At 68.2% G+C, this 19,908-nt stretch carries 15 protein-coding genes; 7 read left to right on the top strand and 8 right to left on the bottom strand.

Annotation, left to right across the window (positions count from 1 at the left end):
* Positions 1 to 23: 23 nt before the first annotated feature.
* Positions 24 to 2,384, bottom strand: coding sequence for an arylsulfatase (locus CXQ92_RS01100; RefSeq protein ID WP_104164520.1), 2,361 nt, complete (start codon positions 2,382 to 2,384; stop codon positions 24 to 26).
* 228 nt (positions 2,385 to 2,612) lie between these two features.
* On the opposite strand from CXQ92_RS01100, the gene CXQ92_RS01095 reads away from it, so the two are divergent.
* On the top strand, positions 2,613 to 3,572 hold the full coding sequence (locus tag CXQ92_RS01095) for a formylglycine-generating enzyme family protein (RefSeq protein WP_258069637.1): 960 nt from the start codon (positions 2,613 to 2,615) through the stop codon (positions 3,570 to 3,572).
* On the opposite strand, the gene CXQ92_RS01090 is transcribed toward CXQ92_RS01095, so the two are convergent.
* Positions 3,566 to 4,393, bottom strand: coding sequence for a CPBP family intramembrane glutamic endopeptidase (locus CXQ92_RS01090; RefSeq protein ID WP_104166588.1), 828 nt, complete (start codon positions 4,391 to 4,393; stop codon positions 3,566 to 3,568). The genes CXQ92_RS01095 and CXQ92_RS01090 overlap by 7 nt on opposite strands.
* Before the next feature lie 303 nt (positions 4,394 to 4,696).
* Here CXQ92_RS01090 and CXQ92_RS01085 point away from each other — a divergent pair, with 303 nt between their 5' ends.
* Genes CXQ92_RS01085 through CXQ92_RS01075 form a run of 3 tightly spaced genes read left to right on the top strand, consistent with a single transcriptional unit; the run spans position 4,697 to position 7,486 of the window.
* Positions 4,697 to 5,857 carry an AI-2E family transporter gene (locus tag CXQ92_RS01085; protein WP_104164518.1) on the top strand — a complete coding sequence of 387 codons (1,161 nt, stop codon included), beginning with the start codon at positions 4,697 to 4,699 and terminating at the stop codon, positions 5,855 to 5,857.
* 39 nt (positions 5,858 to 5,896) lie between these two features.
* Positions 5,897 to 6,562: a GAP family protein gene (locus tag CXQ92_RS01080; protein WP_181033513.1), complete on the top strand. Its 666-nt coding sequence runs from the start codon at positions 5,897 to 5,899 to the stop codon at positions 6,560 to 6,562.
* Between the two features lie 42 nt (positions 6,563 to 6,604).
* Complete coding sequence (locus CXQ92_RS01075) at positions 6,605 to 7,486, top strand: ribonuclease Z (RefSeq protein ID WP_104164514.1); 882 nt, start codon at positions 6,605 to 6,607, stop codon at positions 7,484 to 7,486.
* A 12-nt stretch (positions 7,487 to 7,498) separates the two neighbouring features.
* On the opposite strand, the gene CXQ92_RS01070 is transcribed toward CXQ92_RS01075, so the two are convergent.
* From CXQ92_RS01070 to CXQ92_RS01050, 5 genes are all read right to left on the bottom strand, one after another.
* Entirely contained in the window at positions 7,499 to 9,232 is a 1,734-nt protein-coding gene (locus CXQ92_RS01070) for an ABC-F family ATP-binding cassette domain-containing protein (protein ID WP_104164512.1), read from the bottom strand.
* 206 nt (positions 9,233 to 9,438) lie between these two features.
* Entirely contained in the window at positions 9,439 to 10,212 is a 774-nt protein-coding gene (locus CXQ92_RS01065) for a CHRD domain-containing protein (RefSeq protein WP_104166586.1), read from the bottom strand.
* Between the two features lie 750 nt (positions 10,213 to 10,962).
* Positions 10,963 to 11,979, bottom strand: a complete 1,017-nt coding sequence (locus tag CXQ92_RS01060) for a DUF808 domain-containing protein (protein WP_104164510.1) — start codon at positions 11,977 to 11,979, stop codon at positions 10,963 to 10,965.
* A 114-nt stretch (positions 11,980 to 12,093) separates the two neighbouring features.
* Positions 12,094 to 13,206: an ion channel gene (locus CXQ92_RS01055; RefSeq protein ID WP_104164508.1), complete on the bottom strand. Its 1,113-nt coding sequence runs from the start codon at positions 13,204 to 13,206 to the stop codon at positions 12,094 to 12,096.
* Positions 13,207 to 13,303: 97 nt separating this feature from the next.
* Positions 13,304 to 14,134 carry an SRPBCC family protein gene (locus CXQ92_RS01050; RefSeq protein ID WP_104164506.1) on the bottom strand — a complete coding sequence of 277 codons (831 nt, stop codon included), beginning with the start codon at positions 14,132 to 14,134 and terminating at the stop codon, positions 13,304 to 13,306.
* Between the two features lie 238 nt (positions 14,135 to 14,372).
* Between CXQ92_RS01050 and CXQ92_RS01045 the strand changes: the two genes are divergently transcribed.
* The 3 genes from CXQ92_RS01045 (at position 14,373) to dacB (ending at position 18,429) form a co-directional block, all read left to right on the top strand.
* On the top strand, positions 14,373 to 15,419 hold the full coding sequence (locus tag CXQ92_RS01045; RefSeq protein ID WP_104164504.1) for an AAA family ATPase: 1,047 nt from the start codon (positions 14,373 to 14,375) through the stop codon (positions 15,417 to 15,419).
* A gap of 170 nt (positions 15,420 to 15,589) precedes the next feature.
* Complete coding sequence (locus tag CXQ92_RS01035; protein ID WP_146067342.1) at positions 15,590 to 16,852, top strand: serine hydrolase; 1,263 nt, start codon at positions 15,590 to 15,592, stop codon at positions 16,850 to 16,852.
* Entirely contained in the window at positions 16,849 to 18,429 is a 1,581-nt protein-coding gene (gene dacB / locus CXQ92_RS01030) for a D-alanyl-D-alanine carboxypeptidase/D-alanyl-D-alanine-endopeptidase (protein WP_104164500.1), read from the top strand. The genes CXQ92_RS01035 and dacB overlap by 4 nt, the downstream gene beginning before the upstream one ends.
* Before the next feature lie 57 nt (positions 18,430 to 18,486).
* Here dacB and CXQ92_RS01025 read toward each other — a convergent pair whose 3' ends face one another.
* Positions 18,487 to 19,593 (bottom strand): BTAD domain-containing putative transcriptional regulator, encoded by a 1,107-nt coding sequence (locus tag CXQ92_RS01025; protein WP_104164498.1) that lies wholly within the window; start codon positions 19,591 to 19,593, stop codon positions 18,487 to 18,489.
* Between the last annotated feature and the right edge of the window lie 315 nt (positions 19,594 to 19,908).

Below are 19,908 nucleotides of genomic sequence, written 5' to 3'. Positions count from 1 at the left end.
GGGCGCGAGCCTGCACTCCTGTCTCATTGCTGCGCCATCAGCCGGGCTATGTCGGCGTCGTTGTCACGGATCAGCTCGCCGGAGACCTCGATCGTGACCGAGTGGATCGCGCCCGTGAAGCTGAACGGTGGCGAATAGTGCTTGGCTGCCGGGGCGCCGAAGTCGTACCCGCAACTGAGGCCTTCGAGTTCGAAGAGGAGCGGCGTGGTGTAGGGGAAGTCCGCGTTCCCGACCAGGGTGCCGTCGATGTAGAGCTGGGCGCGTCCGGGTGTTCCCTTGCCCACCGTGAAGTCGGGCCGGCCCGTGGGCTCGAACTCGTAGCGGAGGACATGCCGTCCCGGGGACAGGGGCTCGGAGGAGGACACCTCGAACCGTTCGCGGCCGACGTAGTTGTACACGTACCGCAGGCGTCCGTCGTCCATGAAGAAGGTGTACCCACCGGCATCCCCACCCTGGGCGATGAGGACGCCGCTGGTGCCATCGGTGGGGATGTCGACGTCGGCCTCGATGGAATGGGGTCGGTTGAGGACCGGCGGGGCTGCGAAAGCAGGGACCAGCGAGGTGTGCGGGTGATAGGTGAAGCGGCTGCGGGGCCTCGATGTCTGCGGACGCTCGGTCGTCAGGCGTTCCTGGAGCGAGCCGTCCAGAGGCAGGACCTTGTACTTCTCGGCTTCCTCCCACCACAGGGCAATCAGGTGTCGCAGTCGGTCCGGGTGCTCGGCAGCGATGTTGGACGACTCGGTGGGATCCTCCGTGATGTCGTAGAGCTCCCATCCGCTCGCGTCGAGCTGCTCGAGGACCTCCGGGGTGATCAGCCCGCCCATCCGGCGTCCCGCGGCTGCGGCCTCCGTGTAATTCGGTCCCGGCCAGGGACACACGGCCCGCCACCCGTCGTGATAGATCGCCCGGTGGCCGAACATCTCGAAGTACTGCGTGGTGTGGCCGGTCGGCGCATCCGCCGTGTCGAAGGAACGGGCGAAGCTGACCCCCTCGATCGGGGCCTGGGGAACTCCGCGCACGGCGGCCGGCGGCTCGAAACGCAGGGCGTCGAGGACCGTGGGGACCAGGTCGATCGCGTGGGCGTACTGGCTGCGGACTTCGCCGCGTGCCGCGATCCTCGCCGGCCAGGCGACGACGAACGGGTCGGTCGCCCCACCACGGTACGTCTCCCGCTTCCAGCGGCGGAACGGCGTGTTGCCCGCCCACGTCCATCCCCACGGATAGTGGTTGTAGGCCCGGGTGCCGCCCAGTTCGTCGATCATCGCAAGGTTGTCCTCGAAGTTCTCGGGGACCTGGTTGAAGAACAGCATCTCGTTGAAGGAGCCCGTCACGCCGCCTTCGGCCGAGGCGCCATTGTCCGAGATGACCATGACCAGCGTGTTCTCGAGCTCGCCGATCTGCTGGAGAGTGTCCAGCACGCGTCCGAAGTGGTGGTCCGCATGCGAGACGAAACCGGCGTAGACCTCCATCATCCGGGCGTACAACCGACGCTCGTCGTCGTTCAGCGAGTTCCACTCCGGGACATCAGGGTCACGGGGGGACAGTTCGGCGTCGGCCGGGAACAGGCCGATCTCCTTCTGGCGGGCGAACACCGATTCCCGATACGCGTCCCACCCCTCGTCGAACCGGCCGCGGTACCGGTCCGCCCAGTCCTTCGGCACGTGGTGCGGGGCGTGGCCCGCACCGGGGGCGTAATACATGAAGAACGGCTTGTCCGGCGCGTTGGCCTCGCTGTCCAGGATCATCCTGATCGCCTGGTCCGCCAGGTCCTCGCTCAAGTGGTAACCGTCCTCGGGCAGCCGCGGCTGCTGGACCGACGCGTTGTCCTGCGTGAGATCCGGATACCACTGGTTGGTCTCACCGCCGAGGAACCCGTAATAGCGCTCGAATCCCCGCCCGAGAGGCCGGCGGTGGAACGGCCCGGCCGGGGAATTGTCCTCCGACGGCGACAGATGCCACTTTCCCACGCAGAACGTGTTGTAGCCGTGGTCGATCAACATCTCCGGCAGCATGCCGTTCTCGAACGGCATCCGGCCGTCGTAGCCGGGGAAGCCGGTGGCCAGCTCCATGATGCTGGCAACTCCATTGGAATGATGGTTGCGGCCGGTCAGGATGCACGACCGACTCGGTGAACACAGTGCCGTGGTGTGCATATTCGCGTACCGCAGACCGTTCGCCGCCACGCGGTCGATGTTCGGTGTCTCCACCAGACCGCCGAAGCAGGAGATCTGCCCATAGCCGACGTCGTCGAGGACGACGAGCAACACATTCGGCGCTCCTTCGGGAGCCCGTTGAGGAGCGGGCCAGGCCTGCTTCGACTCCTCGATGGTCCGCCCGATCACGCCCGGGAAGCGGTCGCCTGGGTTGTACTCCGTGATGGACATGGGACTCCTCGGGGTGGTGGTCTGCGGGCTCGCTCACTCACCCTGCCCCGACCGGCCGGCCTCCGCCTCACCCCAAAGGAATGAACCCTCGACCGTGGGCGTCGGACGGCCTCTGGAGGGATGGTGCGACAGCGGGTAGCATCGGTCCCGCCATGGCCAGTGACGAGCATCCGGTCCCCACCTGACGGAGCGGCCGGCCCCTGCGGAACGGGAAGGATGACGCCCGGTATGCCTGTGACTCCGACGATGCTGCACATTCCGGCCGGCGAGTTCCGCATGGGATCGGAGGAGTTCTACGCCGACGAGGGCCCCGCACACCGGGTCCGCGTGCCACCCTTCGAGCTGGATGAACGTCCCGTGACCACCGCGGAATTCGCCGAGTTCGTTGCGGCAACGGGGTACGTGACCGTGGCCGAGCGGCCGCTGGACCCGGTCGAGTTCCCCGGCCTCTCCCCCCGTGACCTGGCCCCGGGCGGGTTGGTCTTCACCCCGTCACCCGGCCCGGTGGACCTGGGCGACTGGAGACAGTGGTGGCGCTGGGTCCCGGGTGCGTGCTGGCAGCGGCCGCTGGGGCCCGGATCCTCCATCGACGGCAAGGAGGACCACCCGGTCGTGCAGGTGTCCTTCACCGACGCCGGCGCCTATGCGGCCTGGGCCGGCAAACGGCTCCCGGAGGAAGCGGAATGGGAGTTCGCCGCCCGGGGCGGACTGTCCGACGCGTTCACCTATGCGTGGGGGAACGAGGTCAGGCCGGACGGTGTGCTGATGGCCAACACGTGGCAGGGACGGTTCCCGTACCTTCGGACGGGAGCGAACGGGTGGAGGGGAACCTCCCCCGTCGGGACGTTCCCCGCGAACGGGTACGGGCTCCTCGACATGATCGGGAACGTCTGGGAATGGACCGGCACCTACTACTCGGCCCGCCACGACACGGTGGAGGCGGCAGCGACCCACCAGGTCAGCGGCTGCGCGTGTACTCCGCACCGGGACCGGGCCGCCGAAAGCGCGGAGCCCGGGTCCGGCATCCCACGCCGCGTCCTCAAGGGAGGCTCACACCTCTGCGCTCCGGAATACTGCCTGCGCTACCGCCCGGCCGCCCGCTCCCCCCAGACCGAGGACACGGCGACCTCGCACATCGGCTTCCGGTGCGCACGTTCGCTCGGAGACTCCGCGACCCACCCTCAGTAGACGAAGATGTCGAACCACGCCCGGTTGTGCGCGTGGAGGAGGACGAGGAACAGCACGAAGTCGAACAGGAGGTGCACACAGATGATGTAGGACAGCGAGCGCGTCCGGGTGAAGATGAAGGCCTGCAGGAGCGCGAACGGGACGATGAACAGCGGCGCCCACGCCCTGAAGCCCAGCTCCCACAGGAACGAGGTGAAGAGGACCGCCTGCAGCACGTTGGCCTGCACCATGGGCAGGTGCCGGCGCAGGAGCGCGAAGACCGTGCAGATGAAGAACAGCTCGTCCCAGATCCCGAGCCCGTTGGTGCCGACGAACAGGCGGGCGATCTCCGCCGGTTCCGACGCCGCCGGCCAGTTCGTGTAGACGCCGGTGCTGATCATGTAGAAGGGCAGCAGGGCATAGCCCATCACGACGACGACGGGCAGGTACCACTTCTCCGTGCGGGTCCAGGGCTCGCCGGTCCGCAGGGGGAAGGTGACCGCATGATCGCGGTACACGAAGCGCGAGACAGTATAGGGCACGCCGACGGCGAGGATCATCGCCGAACCCATGACCGCCATGTGCCCCATGCTGATGTCCGTGGTGATGGGCACGAAGGTCATCACGGTGATACCGAAGGCGATGAGCGCCAGGTCCCGGAACAGGGCGCGGTCGACGGCGGCGGCCACCGCGAGCGCCGCGGCCAGCAGCCCGTACCCGGCCAGTGGCTGGTGGAGCACGAGCAGGACGAAGCCGGCGAGGGACACCAGGGCGGCCGGGAGCAGGGCCCGGGACGGGGTGTGCCACGAGCCCTGCTTCCACGAGCGGGTCGCCGTGAGCATGGCGCCGGGCGGAGGCGCGTCCGGTGCTGCTGTGTACTCCACGATGGGCACTCCTTCGACGTCGTGCCCGGTCGGTGAGCCCGCCGACGTCCTGCCGGCGCGTGTGCGGACACGATCCCCATTCTTTCCCGGGTCCGCCGGTCGGTCCAGAGCCGAGCCCGCCGGAGGCACAGCCCCGCCGATCCGGGCGCCATGTCAATGGCCGATTCCCTGTCTCATCCATGGGAGGTGAGACCCCCCGCCTTCTCCCGCGCCCACAATGAAGGCCAGACCCACCGCATCCCTTCAGGAGAAAGAGATCCCATGGTGCCGGACCCGTCCGCTGCCGATCCACGATCAGGCCTCCCGCGCAGCACCACCGTCCTGCTCGCCCTCGGTGGAGCGACCGCGGCCGCGTTCGGGATCGCCGCCATGAGGGATGTCTTCGTCCCGGCGTTCCTGGCGTTCGTCCTCACGCTGTGCGTCCACCCGCTCCGTAGCAGGATGCGTCGGCGGGGATACCCGCGGGGAATCGCCACTGCCGCGTCGATCGCTGCCGTCCTTGCCCTCGTCCTCGCCTTCGCGGTGGTCCTGGTCCTGGCCCTCGTACAGTTCTCCGCCCTCCTGCCCCGGTACGCGGCGCAACTCGAGCAGGTGGGAGTCGCCGTCTCCGAGCTGCTGGCGTCGGCGGGATTCGGTGCGGACCAGGCGGACGCAGGCGAGGAGGGGTTCACGCCGGAGCGCATCATCGGGTTCGTCAGCGGCCTGCTGGGCGGCATCACGAGCGTGGTGAGCGGTCTCGTGGTGCTCCTGACCCTGCTGATCCTCATGGCGTTCGACGGGTCCCGGGTGCCGGCGCTCCTCACCTACCTGACCCCCCACCGCCCGGCGCTGGTCTCCGCGCTCGTGGGATTCGCGGCCGGCGCGCGCCGATACATGGTCGCGACGACGGTGCTCGGTGTTGCCCAGGGTGCATTCAACTGGCTGGCGCTCGTCCTCCTCCAGGTCCCGGGCGCCGTCCTGTGGGGCCTGCTCTCCTTCATCTGCAGCTTCATCCCCAACGTCGGCTACTTCATCGCCATCATCCCTCCACTGTTCTTCGGATTCCTCAGTGGGGGCTGGCCGACCGTCATCGGCGTCATCATCGTCTACGGCGTCATCAACGGGGCCATCCAGTCCATCATCCAGCCCAAGTACATCGGTGATGTGGTGTCCCTCAGCGAGACCCTGACCTTCGTCTCCGTCCTCTTCTGGGCCGTGATCCTGGGCCCGATGGGTGCCATTCTGGCCGTACCGCTGACCCTGCTGGTCCGGGCGGTCCTCATCGACGCGGACCCGTCGATGGCATGGCGAAGGGCTCTGACCGGAGACAGATCCGATCTGAAGGAGATCCTCGAGAACGAAGACAGCGAGACGCGCACCCGGCGGGCCCAGCGGGCCCAGCGGAGGACGAGGCCCTCCGCCCCACGCGAGGAGCAGGCATGACATCCCCCGGCTCCGGCCCGGATGCCCCGTGAGCCCCGGATGCTGAGCCTCCTGATCAGCCTGCTGCCCGTCGCCTTCGCGGGGACGATGAGCACAGTGCCAGCCAGTGTCACCATCATCATCCTCCTCTCGTCCAACGCCCTTCGCGGTGCGTGGTCCTTCCTCATCGGGAGCTTCGCCGGAGCCCTCCTGCTGGTAGGCGGTGCTGCGGTCGGCCTGCGATTCCTGCCGGTCCGGGAAGGCCCTGACCAGAATGTGAAGGTGGCACTGGTCGGCCTGGTCGTGGCGGCCGCCTTGATCGGCTACGGCATCTATCTCCTCTCACACACCCGCGGAACCGACAGCGCGGCCCGGGGCAGGATGCGGACCCGGGTCGGTTCGGCCCGTTCCTGGGAGTTCCTCGTCCTGGGGTTGGCCCTGAATCTGCGCCCCAAGGCGATACTCCTGTCCCTGACCGCAGGCACACTCATCGGCCTCCAGGGCCTCGGGCCGCTCGCCGGCACGTTGGTCGTCCTCGCGTACGTCCTGATCGCCCAGTCGGAGATCGTCGTCCCGATCGTCCTGCGGATGCGACGGCCCGAGCGTGCGGACGCGTTACTGACCCGCCTGGACCTGTGGCTGCAGCACCACAGCCAGACGATCACGGGCATCACGCTCCTGGTCGCCGGGGTGTTCATCGCAGGCCTGGGGATCGCGCGGCTCTGACGCTCCTGCCCCCGTCCACCGTCCCGGTGCGAGACTGAGGGCATGCGAGAGCTCGTCGTCCTCGGTACGTCCTCCCAGGCGCCCACCCGGACCCGCAACCACAACGGCTACTTCCTGCAGTGGGAGCAGGAGGGGATCCTCTTCGATCCCGGTGAGGGCACGCAGCGGCAACTGATCCATGCCGGCCTGGCGGCGTCGAGGATCGACCGCATCTGCATCACCCATGTCCACGGGGACCACTGCTTCGGGCTGCCAGGTGTCCTCTCGCGCATGGTGCTGGACGGCGTCGACCACCCGGTGCACCTCCACTACCCGGCGTCCGGTGAGGACGTGGTGCGCGCCCTGGTCCTCCTCGCCACGCCGGGCATCGACCTGCGCCTGCACCCCCACGGTGCGGCCGGGGAGATCGCCCCCGGGCTGGCGGTCGAGACGCTGCATCACCGCGTCGAGGCGTACGGCTACCGCGCCACCGAGCCGGACGGGCGGACGTTCCTGCCGGACCGGCTCGCGGCCGCCGGCATCGCCGGGCCCGACGTCGGGCGCCTGCAGCGCGAGGGACGCCTCGGCGCCGTGAGGCTGGACGACGTCAGCGTGCACCGGCCCGGGCGCCGCTTCGCCTTCGTCATGGACACCGCGCTGTGCGACGGCGCGTCCGCGCTCGCCGACGGCGCCGATCTCCTGGTCACCGAGAGCACCTTCAGCGACGACGACGCCCCGCTCGCCGCGCGGTACCTGCATCTCACCGCAGGGCAGGCGGGTTCCCTCGCCGGTTCCGGCGGCGCGGCCACGCTGGTGCTGACGCACTTCTCCTCCCGGTACGACGACGTCGGGCTGCTGGCCGCTCAGGCGCGGGCCACGGCCGGCACGGCGACGGTGATCGCGGCGTCGGACCTCGACCGCGTCCCGTTCCCGGTGAGCCACTGACGGGGGTCGTGGTCAGCGCACTGCTTCGGGGGCGGTGAGCTGAAGGCGCCTGCCCCGCCAGGTGCGCCGGAGCCACCGGTCGTGCGAGGCGACGACGACCGTGCCCGGATAGCCGGGGATCAGGGCCTCGAACTTGGTGGCCAGCAGCAGGGAGAAGTGGTTGGTGGGCTCGTCGAGGAGCAGGACGTCGGGAGGGCCGGCCAGGAGGATCGCGAGGGCCAGCCGGCGCTGCTGGCCGACGCTCAGCACGGCGACAGGCCGGTCCTCGTCCCGCGGGTGCACGAGCCCGAAGGTCCGCAGCGGGATCTGCTCGCCGACCGGTCCGACGGCGTCGTCGTAGGCCTGCAGCGCAGTGCGCCCGGGTCCGCGGTCGTGGGGGTCGGGGAGGTCGACGTCCTGGGCGAGCAGGCCGATGCGCAGCGCCGGCACCGTACTCACCGTCCCGGAGGTCGGGGGGAGGTCGCGGGCCAGGAGGCGGAGGAGGGTGGACTTCCCGGACCCGTTGGGTCCCGTGACGAGCCACTTCTCCCCCGCGCCGAGTACCAGGGACGTGGCGGCGAGGCGACCGTGCACGGCGGCCTCCGTCGTGGTGAGGACAGGTGGCGCTCCTTCCGGTGTCGCGGGTGCACCGGCTGCGGTGAGCCCCTGGAACCGCAACTCCTCGGGCGGCCTGCGAATCTGCCGACCCTCGAGGGACACGAGCCGGGACGTGGCGTCGTCGACCCTGCGGGACACCGCCTTCGCATTGCGGTCGGAATAGAACTTGACGCTGGCGCGTCCTTCGGAGCGCGGCTTCCAGTCCTCATGGCCCACCAGGTGGCTGTCCGACACGGTGGCACGGAGCCGTTTCAGTTCCGCCTGCTCGTCCCGGTAGCGACGTTCCCACCGCTCCCGGGCGTCGAGCCGGGCGTGCACGTAGTCGGTGTAGGTGCCGGTGAACCGGACGACGCCGATACCGGTGCCGTCGCCGTCGGCCACGAGGGGGCCGGCGACCGCCTGCGGCAGTGGGGCGGGGTCGAGGTCGATGAGGGTCGTCACCACGTCGTCCAGGAACGCCCGATCGTGGCTCGCGATGAGCACCGGACCCCGCCAGTCCTCGAGGAGGGTCGTCAGATAGGACGCGGTGTCATCGTCGAGATGGTTGGTCGGCTCGTCCAGAAGCAGCACATCGGGCGTACTGAGGAGCAGCCAGGCCAAGGACAGGCGGGATCGCTCCCCGCCCGAGAGCTCACCCGTCGGCCGCTGCGGCGCCAGCGCGGACAGCCCGAGGCCGGCGACGACGGCGGCGATCCGCGCGTCGATGTCCCACGCGCCGACGCGTTCCGCCGCCTCGAGGGCCGCTGCGTACGCGGTGGCGGCCGCCCGATCCTCGGGCGCGCCGGCCAGGGCAAGGCCTGCGGTCGAGACGGCGTGCGCCGCAGCGCGCACGGGGGCGACGGCGGACCCGAGCGCCTCCGCGACCGTGGCGGAGGCGGGGAACGGCGGTTCCTGGTGCAGCAGGCCGATGCGTGGCCGCACTTCCCCGGGGAGTACCGCGGTCACGGTACCGCCGTCGGGCGAGAGGAGGCCGGCGATGATGCGCAGCAGGGTCGTCTTGCCGGACCCGTTCTCGCCGATGAGGCCGGTGCGGCCCCCGGCGACGGTGAAGGACACATCGGTCAGGACGCGGCGCGCCGCGAAGCTCTTGGAGACGCCGTCCACGCGGAGATGGGCCGTCGTCTGCGGAGACGGGGAGGAAGTGGTCATGGAGATCCTCGGGGTCGGCCGGTGTCCTGCCGGGCATCAGCCACGGGCGCAGGAGGGAGCGAGGATCTAGGAGAGCACGGCACCACTATAGGCACGCAGGGCTCCGGAGGCGCAAGGCCGCGGTTCTCCAGCGGGCGTCCCCCGTCCGGTGACCGTCGCGACCTCCCGTAGGAGGCCGCGACGGTCACCGGTTCAGGCGCGGACGATCAGGCCTTCGCCATGCTGCGGCGCACCGCGTAGGTCCCGCCGACAGCGCCGGCGAGGAGGACGCCGCCACCGAGGGCGATCAGCCCGGCGGAGGTGGACGTGGACTCCACGGCGGCACCCGTGTCGGCCCCGCCCGAGGGCATGGAGCCCATCTGGGCCGGTACGAGTGTCCCGCACAGCGCGGGCGCGGTCGCGCCGGCCGGGAGGGCCGGGTCCAGATCGCTGGGAGCGCTGAACGCCTCCGGGGTCGACGGCGTCGTGGCCGGGTCCAGGCCGTGGACGTTGAAGACCGCCGTGCCGTTCTCGAGTGCCGCCATGGTCGCGGCGTCGATCGTGAAGGTGCGCTGGACGGTGTAGGTACCGCCCTGTCCGGCAAGTTGCAGGTTCAGGGCTTCGGCAGGAGTCGTGGGCCCTGACGTCGTCACTGTCGCCAGGATGCCACCGTAGCCGGGCGCGCTCTCGGTGACGCTGATGATGCCGTCACCGTTGGTGTCGTTCGCCGGTGTGGGGCAGACGCCGGCGGCGCCGCCGTGAATGTGCTGCACGTGGGGGTAGGGCGCACCCTGGAAGGTCTCGGCGAGACCTGACACCTGCAGGTCGATGGTGGCCTGGTCACCGACGACGTCCAGGGTGACTGTGCCGGTGCCGGTGGTGCCGTTGACCTGGCCGAGGGTCGACGAGTAGCTTCCATCGGCCGCCATTGCGGGTGCCCCTGCCATAGCGACGGCGCTGAGGGCGAGGGCGGAGACTGCAAGCAAGCGCATCTTGTTCATGGGATTCGTATCCTTCACGGTGCGATTGGAACGGACCCGGATCCGGATCCGCATCGATCTGGCTGCGAGCACCCCGTAGCGTCGAATAACCGCAGTCTGCGAATCCTGAGCCTGCTGCGCGGAGCGCCCACGTGGCTCATCCTCCACCCGCCCCCGCACCCACGGAAGAACCCACCGCAATCTCGATTCGACCTTTACAAACGCGCTTTGTGCAGGTTCCGTGGAGGGCGGCCGCCCAATTGGTGCGAGGGCGCCGGGGGCGGCCTCGCACCCCCTGCTCGAGCGTGTACCTGAGGATCCCGAGCACGAGCTGCGCGATCAGCGCGCTCTGTCGGCGCGTGTCCTCGGCCGGCTCGTCCGTCGGCGCGGCGCATTCTGAGGTACAGGACCTCCGCGTGGACGCCCGAGAGCCCCCCATCTCCTTCTGCACCAGGGCGGGCTCTCGCTGATGATGCGCATACGCGGTGCCACCAGTTCCCTGGTGTCCGCGTTCAGCGGCACGAGGGTGTCCAGCAGGCCGAGGAGCTCCCCCAGGACGTCTGGCGCATCCGAGAGGAGGAACTCGCGGACGCGCCTGACGTCCAGCGTGCCGGGTGCGACGCCGAGGATCGCCGTGTCATTCGTCCTGTAGCTGCGCTTCATCATGCACGATCCGCAGGATCTACGGCAGGCTTCTTGGACGTTCTGGAGCCGGTTAACGACAGCGGCCCTCCGAACGCGGTCGCGTTCGGAGGGCCGGAGGCTGCCGGGCTAGGAGGTGTGGTCGGCGTTCTTCTTCTCCGGGCGATACCCGGCGACGGCGGCGCGGATGGTGCCCTCCTCGTGCTCGCCCTTCTTGCCGAACGGCAGCGCCTTGAGCAGCGGGTGCACGACGGCCATGACGATGAGCCCCCACGCGAGTCCGAGGATGGCCGAGCACAGGGTGTTCACGAGCCAGGCGAGGAAGCCGCCCGCAACAGGGATGCCGACGAACGGGGACTCGAGGACATGGACGAGGTCGTAGGGCAGGTGCCACCCGAGATCGTAGACTCCCTGCAGCATGATGTGGCCGCCCACCCACAGCATGGCGATCGTCCCGATGAAGGTGATGCCGGCCAGGACGGCGGGCATCCCCTTGACGAGCATCTCGCCGAAGCGCTGGGCGCCCGGGGAATCCTTGGTGGTCAGATGCAGGCCGATGTCGTCCATCTTCACGATGAGCGCGACGGCGCCGTACACGAGGACGGTGATCGCGATGGCGACCACGACCAGGATCGTCGCGCGCGCCCAGATGGACTCGCTGGACACCTCGTTCAGCGAGATGACCATGATCTCGCAGGACAGGATGAAGTCGGTGGTGATGGCGCCCTTGGTGACCTTCGCCTCCGCCTCCGGCCCGCGTGCGGAGGCCGGCGCCTTCTCGGCCGCATGGCCGCGGAGCTTGTGCCAGACCTTCTCGGCACCTTCGTAGCACAGGTAGGTGCCGCCCAGCATGAGGATGAACGGGATCACCGCGGGGATGAAGGTACTGATGAGCAGCAGCGCCGGCAGGATGATGAGCAGCTTGTTCCGGAGCGAGCCCCAGAAGATCCGCTTGATCATCGGCAGCTCACGGGACGGTTCGGACCCGGAGACGTACTGCGGGGTGACGGCGGCGTCGTCGATGACCACGCCCGCGGCCTTCGTTCCCGCCTTGGCCGCGCCGGCGGCGACGTCGTCCACGGAGGCGGCCGCGATGCGGGCGATCGCTGCGACGTCGTCGAGAAGGGCTACGAGACCGCCGCTCACAGAGCGTCCCCGACCCGCTCGACGGCGGACGGTTGAACATAGGGGCCCCGGGCGAGATGTGTGATCGGCATCCTCAGAGTATATGGCGGCCCCTGCCCTCGGCGGCAGCAGAATTCAGTCCACGGCGGTGGCGCGTTGCCTGGAGGACTGTGAAACGGCGTCGACAATCTCCTCGGAGGTGAGCCTGCGCTCTCCCACGTAGTACACGACAGCGTCTCCGGGTAGTCGCGTGTCCCAGGCGGGGTTGATCACGGCTCCTTCGTGCTGGACTGCGAGCACGGTGGTGGTGAAGTGTCGTCCCAGGACTTCCTGCACCTGTCCGAAGTTCATCTGTTGGAGCGCTTCGGGCAGGCGTGTGCTGTAGGTGTTTCGGCCCCCGTGGCTCATGAGGTCGGCGTAGACGATCGCGATGCCCGGATCCTGCAGCTCTTCGATGGCGAGGCGCGGCGAGTGCCACTGGACACAGCGGACGTCGGCGGCGATGTAGGAGAAGTTGTGTGCCCGGCTCATATCGCGCAACGCGACGACCGTGTGCGCCTCGGGATTCACATGCGTGACAGCGACGGTGACCGCGAGTGCCTCGTTGTCGTCGCGGACGTCGATGAGCAGGCGCGCGGCCTGATGCACCCCGGCACGTCGCAGCACACTCTCCTCCGCGAGATCTCCGCGGACGAAACCGAGATGGGATTGCTCGGGCATCGGATTCTCGGGTGTCTCCTCCCAGGCGCAGAGGGTGATCGGGTGATCGTCATCAGCGATGATCTCGCGGATCAGCCGTTCCGTGCGTCCCGGCGTGTAGCCCACGATCACGAGGTGATTCGACATATCCGAGCTGAGATGGCCCTTCATGCGGTGCCCCTTTGCATTCTCGATCGCCGATGCGATCCGTGTGAACAGGGTGGTCAGGGTGACGATGCCACCGACGATGACATACGCCCCGACGAGGCGACCGCCGACCGAGGTCGGGAAGAAGTCGCCGTATCCGACAGTGGCCGCCGTGACCAGGAACCACCACCAGTAGTTCGCCACGGACGTGAGGGGGTTGCTGGATGGCTCCGCCCAGGCCATGAGGGGCCAACTGGTGAGGAATACCACGAGAATGATGCTTGCCGGCAGGACCCACACACGTGAACTCCCGAGGCCCCGGATCAGACGGACCAATACGAATGGCACTCGGTGTTCCCCTTCATCCTGACGAGTCGGTACCGGTCGAAGTCCTCCTGGCATTCGACCACAGAAAAGCCGTCAGCCACCCACTCCTGGTGGAGTGGGTGGCTGCCGCGACCTGGGTCCCACCCCCTGCAGGGTGAGTGTCACTCAGTGATCAGAGCGCCCCACCGGTGGGGCGGTCCTTGTTCAGCAGCGGATCGGCCAGCGGGTCCTTCGCGGTACCGGCCTGCGTCCCGCTCGATGCCGGATCGACGTCCTCGACGGGCAGGAGCACGTCCTCGGTGCTGCGCGAGAGCACGGCGTCGTCGGTCGTGTACACCTCGGGGGCAGCGTCGGTCACGGGCGTGAGCGTGACGTCTTCCTCGACGACGGTGTCGTCGTCGTCCTTCTTCTTGCTGGCGGCGACGCCGACGGCTGCAGCGGCAGCGGCGAGGCCGATACCGGCGGCTACCTTGCCGGACACTCCTGCCTTTCCGCTGTCGCCGCGGGACTCGGCAGCATCCTCGACGCCGGGCTCGCCGGTACGGACGCCGGTCCCGACCGTTCCACGCCACGCTCCGGTGGCATAGCCCTCGTCTTCGATGAATGCCTTGAAGCGCTTGAGGTCTCCCTCGGCCTGGTTCTCGACGACGTTGAGCTTGTCGCCGATCTTCTCGACGAGGCCCTCGGCCTCGTACTCGAGGACGAGGTGGACCTGGGTCTGCCCGCCTCCGACGTCGTCGAAGGAGACCGAGCCGGCGTTCGTGGCACCTTCGGTCGCGGCCCAGGACACCTTCTTGTCGGGCACCTGCTCCAGGATGGTCGCGTCCCACTGACGACGGATCCCACCGATTTCGACGACCCAGTTGAGCCGCTGGTTGTCGAGCTGCGTGACGGACTTGACGCCACCCATGAAGTGGGGGAATTCTTCGAACTGGGTCCACTGGTTGTAGACGGTGCTCACCGGGACGTTGACGAGAATGCTCTTTTCAACCTTCGTGCTCATGGCGTCTCCTTCGGGTTGGGACAAGGTACGAACTAGCGGTGCACGACCAACTGAAGCAATTGATCAGCTAGCTTAGTATAACGCAGGTCGGGTCTCTGTGGCAGGTCGTCCAGCCGAATCAGGGGTTTTTCTGCAGGACTACAGTTGAGTGGCACTTCCAGGACTCCGTGCCGATCAGCCTCACGGTCCGACCCCCGTGGATCCTGTCCCGCAGTCCACATAGCCCCAGGAGACACCCATGGCAGCCAGCCGCAATCCACTCGACGAGTTGCGCGAGACGATCAGCAACCTGGCCGATCAGATCAAGCTTCCGGGTTCGGAGCGCGGCGATGACCGGGCCGGTGAACTCTTCAGTGCACGGCCCGGACCTGCCCGGCCGCTCGCCGAGGTGCAGGCCGAGCTCGACGCCCTGGTCGGGCTGGAAAGCGTCAAGGAACAGGTGCGGGCGCTCGTCGCGCTGCTCCAGGTCCAGGCCCGCCGGAAGGCGCACGGCCTGCCGGAGGTCGCCACGTCGCAGCACCTGGTGTTCCTCGGGAATCCCGGCACAGGCAAGACGACCGTCGCGCGCCTCCTGGCCGAGATGTACCGAGCGGTCGGGTTGCTGCAGAAGGGCCATCTGGTGGAGGTCGACCGGTCGGCCCTGGTGGGGCAGTACGTCGGCGCGACGGCGATGAAGACGGACCGGGTCATCCGCCGGGCGCTGGACGGCGTCCTGTTCATCGACGAGGCCTACGCCCTGACCCCGGAGGACGGCCGGATGGACTTCGGCCCCGAGGCCATCGAGGTGCTGCTCAAGCGGATGGAGGACCACCGTCACCGCATGGTGGTGATCGTGGCCGGCTACCCGCGGCTGATGGAGTCGTTCCTGCTCTCCAACCCCGGCCTGCGCTCCCGGTTCGCGCGGGAGATCACCTTCCCCGACTACTCCGTCGATGCTCTCGAGACGATCTTCAAGCAGATGCTGACCCAGCACGAGTACACCCTGGAGCCCGGGGCCGACGAGATGCTGCGCCGCATCCTCGCCAACATCCACGCCGGTGAGGACTCCGGCAATGCCCGCTTCGCCCGCACCCTGTTCGAGCAGGCCCTCAATCGCCAGGCGCTGAGGCTGTCGCTCGACGCCGGCCGGAGTCTCGATACCCTCGACCGCGACGACGTCATGACGCTCACGACCGCAGACCTCGTCGAGGCCGCGGAGGCGCTGGGTGAGGAACCCGAGCCGGAGGCGCAGCCCCAGGTGGAGCCCGAACCATCGCACTGGTGGAACTGGCGGACCTGGCCGTAGGGGCGGGATCGCGGCAGCGAGGTGCCACAAAACATGGACTTAGGTCACTGGTGGCCCCCGCCGGGACAGGACTAGGTTGCGGGGACTGCATGTGAACCGATCACACCGTGTCGCGATCCTTCTCGCGCTTCTGGACAGTTCCGCGGTGCTGACGAGGTAGGGAGCTGCTCGTGACGAGAAGCATCGCACTGTCCGGTCGTCACGCACGGGCGTTCGGCGCCGGTGTGGCCACCAGCCTCACCGCGGCGATCCTGCTCTCCGGATGCGTCGGGGCATCGCCCGCCGCCACGCCCGATCCTTCGTCCACGTCCTCTTCCACCGGGTCCTCCGCAGCGTCCTCCACAGCGTCCTCCGCAGCGTCCTCCACAGCTGCGGAACGCCCGGTCGCGTCGGAAGGAGAACTACCGGGGGGACTGCGCTCCGACCTCCAGGAGACCGTCGAACGGACGATGGTCGAGTACGGGGTGCCCGGCGCTGCCGTGGGCGTCTGGATCCCCGGGCAGGGCACGTGGACCTCGGTCTCCGGTAGTGCCGACCTCGAGAAGGGCGTAGCCGTCGATCCCGGGATGCAGTGGCCGTTGCGCAGCATCACCAAGTCCTACACCGTGACGCTCGTCCTGCAGCTCGCCGACGAGGGCGTGATCTCGCTCGACGACACGATCGACGAGTACGTCGAGGGTGTGACCGACGGTGACCGGATCACCCTGCGCGAGCTCGCCGGTATGACCAGCGGCAACGCCGACTACACCAACGAGGACTTCGTCGCCGCGTTCTCCGAGGATCCGGAGCGGATTTTCACCCTCGAGGACCTCAACGGATTCATGCTGGGCAAGCCCGCCCGGTTCGCACCCGGTACCGAGACGGTCTACACCAACGCGAACACCAACTTGCTGGGCGCCGTCGTCGAGCAGGCGACAGGACAGCCGTTCGATGCCGTGCTGAAGGACCTCATCCTCGAGCCGCTCGACCAGGCCGGCACGGAGTACATCGTCGACGCATCGACGTGGGACACCGCCCACCCGGTGGGCTATGCGCCCACCGCCGACGGGCCCGAGCCGCAGGCACCCAACATGTCCGTCTTCGGTCCGGCAGGATCGATGGTCTCCACCCTCGACGACGGACGCGCCTGGGCGGAGACGCTCGCGACCGGCGCGTTGCTCGAGGCATCGACCCAGGCGGAACGCCTCGTAGGAGCGCCTCTGGACGCCGGCCCTCCCTACGACCTCTATGCGCTCGGCATCGGGAAGACCGGGGGCTGGTGGGGTCACAACGGTGAGGGCTTCGGCTTCACCGCTGCCCTCTTCCATCAGCCGGACACCGGCGCATCCGTCGTGGTCTTCATGAACCTGTCCAACGAGGAATCCGGCGCCCATCCCGCCGACCAGCTCTTCCGTCGCCTCGCGGCGGTCATCGAGAGTGGAGCAACGCCATGATCCGACGCCTTCGGAGAACAACAGCAGCGGCGGCTGCGCTGATGCTTGTCGCTGCAGGGGCGACGGCGTGCACCGCCGGACCCGCCCCCGCCGGCGACACGAGACCCGTGTCGCAGGTACCGGATGCCGCGCTGGAGGTCATGAACCAGCAGGAGTACGCGAACGGTCGCTGGCAGATCACGGCCACCGACATCGAGACGGGTGAGGTGCTGATCGACCTCGACGGGGCCAAGATGGCCGAGCCGGGCTCGTTCGTGAAGACCTACAGTGTGGGTGCGGCATGGCTGACCTGGGGGCCGGATCACACGCTCACCACCCCGGTGAAACGGGTCGGCGAGGTCGTCGACGCGGCACTCCAGGGTGACCTCGTCCTCGTCGGCAAGGGAGACCTCACGATGGGCGGGCGGACGAAGCCCGACGGCACCGTCGACTTCACGAATCTCGATCACAACGATGCCAATCCGCTTCCCGGGGCCACGCTCACGCCGGAGGACCCGCTGACGGGATTGAACGAGCTCGCTACGCAGGTCAAGGCCTCCGGAATCGACTCGGTCAGCGGGGAGGTCGTCGTCGACGATCGACTCTTCGCGGGTGAGCTGGCTGGAGAACCGATCACCCCGATCATCATCAACCAGAACATCCTCGATCTCCAGATCACGCCGGGAGAGGTCGGAGAACCGGCGACGGTGGAGCTGACTCCTGCCGTCGAACCGTGGCGCGTGGTGAGCGACATCCGGACAGTTGCTGCCGGCGAACAGGCGGAGGTGACGAATCCGGAATCGGCAGGGGGCGGTGAGATCGTGATCAGCGGCACGATCGCCGCCGACAGCGACCCACAGTTGAAGGTGCTCGTGCTGGAGGACCCCGCGACCTTCGCCCGCACGGCGTTCATCGAGGCACTCGGGCGGGCCGGCGTGTCGGTGGACGGCGACCCGACCGCTGGGAACTCGACCGCGACTCTCGCACCGCAGGCCGACATCGACGCGCTTCCGTCCGTTGCGGAGCTCGAGTCGCTGCCGCTCGCAGAGGAAGCGACGTATGTCATGAAGATCAGCTACAACCGCGGTGCCCAGACCTTCGTCTGCCTCCTGGCCGTGGAGACCGGCAAGGACGACTGCAGCACCGGCATGAGCGAGGCCGGCCGGATCTGGAAGGACGCCGGCCTCGACATCACCGGTGCCTCCCTGATCGACGGCTCGGGGCTCGACGGCAACTACATCACGGCCGAGAATGCCGTCCAGATCCAGACGATCATGGCGGACCGTCCGGATGCCGAGCGCTGGCGGGATACCCTCCCGATCCTGGGCGTGGACGGCTCACTCTCGACCGTGCAGGCCGACAGTCCCGCCGCGGGAAAGGTCTTTGCCAAGACGGGCACCCTGGCCGGTGGCGACTCCTTCAACGGACGCCTCCGGCTCGGTACCAAGACGCTCGGGGGCGTGATGGAGACCGAGAGCGGCCGGACCGTCGCCTTCACGATCATCATGAACCAGGGGTTCGCGGACGACATCGACGGGGTGTTCAAGGCGAACGACGACGTCGGGGCAGTGGCGGCGGCCATCCAGCAGGGGTTCTGATCGGGCGCCGAGCTCAAAGCTCGGGTTTGTCCGCGCCCTGATAGTCGGTCGGCATCGTCACAGGGCGACCTCAGCAGCGACGCGGAGGTGGCCGTAGCGGCCGATGAGGAGGACGCAGCCGAGCATCGTGAAGGAGAGCAACGTCTGTCCGTTAGGAACGGGCGCTGTCGCGCCGATGACGAGTGCTGCGAGGAGCATCAGGACCTGGGTGATCTTCAAAGTCGTTATCAGGCTGCTTGCTGGCTGCGGCGGAGGAAGGAGACGAGGACCCATTGGGGAGCCGTCGACCTTGAGGCCCGCGGCTGCCGTCCGTACGGGAGAAACGGTTCCGCGGAGCCGGCCACTCCTGCAGATCAGCATCTCGGACGCCTCGGGCAGGTCACCATCTGCTGCCGCAGTGTGGCGGAAGAGCCGGACATGGAGGGCCCGCGGGGCCGAACCAAGGCTGAGGGCGGACTCCCGGTGGAAGGTTCGCCGACATCGGTCGTCCGCCGTCAACGCTTCGGCGCAGAGCCCGACCCGTTCGTTCGCGCCGACGAGCGTTGTCCAGGCCCGCCCGTCCAGCTCGTCCGCGCCAGGAGCTGCCTGCGCCCACCCGATGGCCTCTGACGGAAGATTCAGGGCACTGGCGATTTCGGCCACTCGGGTCTGCAGCTCACCACGCTGCGCGGCGATCTGTCGCCGTGCCTCGATCGCCCACTGCGAAACCGTCTCGTCGCCGAGCAGCGGTGCCGCCGACAGGTCCAGTGCGCGGCGCAGGAGCGAATAGGCGACCGCCGGGGTTGCAGAACCGGCTTCGCGGACCAGGTGGTGGAACAGGTCGAGATCGGAATCGATGAGCGCAGGATCAAGGACATAGCCGCCGTTCGTGGTCCGCAGCGGCCCGGTTGTGGTCCGGCCGGGCTGGACGAGCCGTCGCAGCTGAAAGACGTAGCGTTCGAGCGTTTGCAGTGCACCGTCCGGCGTCTGGTCGCCCCAGAGGAAGTCGATCAGCCGGTCGTTCGACATCTCGACGCCGATGTTCAGCAGCAGTATCTCCAGGATGTGCCGTGGCTTGCACCCACCCATATCGGTCGACGTCAGGACGATATCGTCGCGCCGCAACTCGAAATTGCCGAATAGTCGAACAGATACGATCGGTGTGACCCCAGCGGTCGCTTCCATGCCATACTCCGGTATCGACTATCGCGTCGCACGCAAACGCTCAAGAATGGAGAATTCACCGTCCGAAGACGCTCCCCCTGCTGCCACGCCCACTGTGGCATCCGCTAATTGCCCCGAACAATGAAGCCACTACTCGACTTTCGCCGGACCATCGATTTGCGGGTCCCGCGGCTTGCATTGGAGTGATAGCGAGTGGTCGGCAGGTAGCAATCCGGTGCCCAGGCGAGTAGCCGTTTGATGCCCGAAGCGATAACACTCGCGGGAGCCCCAGCCGAACTCGCCAGACCTACGGGCCTGGTGGACCTGATGTGATCG

It is taken from the genome of Arthrobacter sp. SX1312 (genome assembly GCF_002929295.1).
Taxonomy (GTDB): domain Bacteria; phylum Actinomycetota; class Actinomycetes; order Actinomycetales; family Micrococcaceae; genus Arthrobacter_D.
This window is presented reverse-complemented; position numbering and strand designations above follow the sequence as displayed.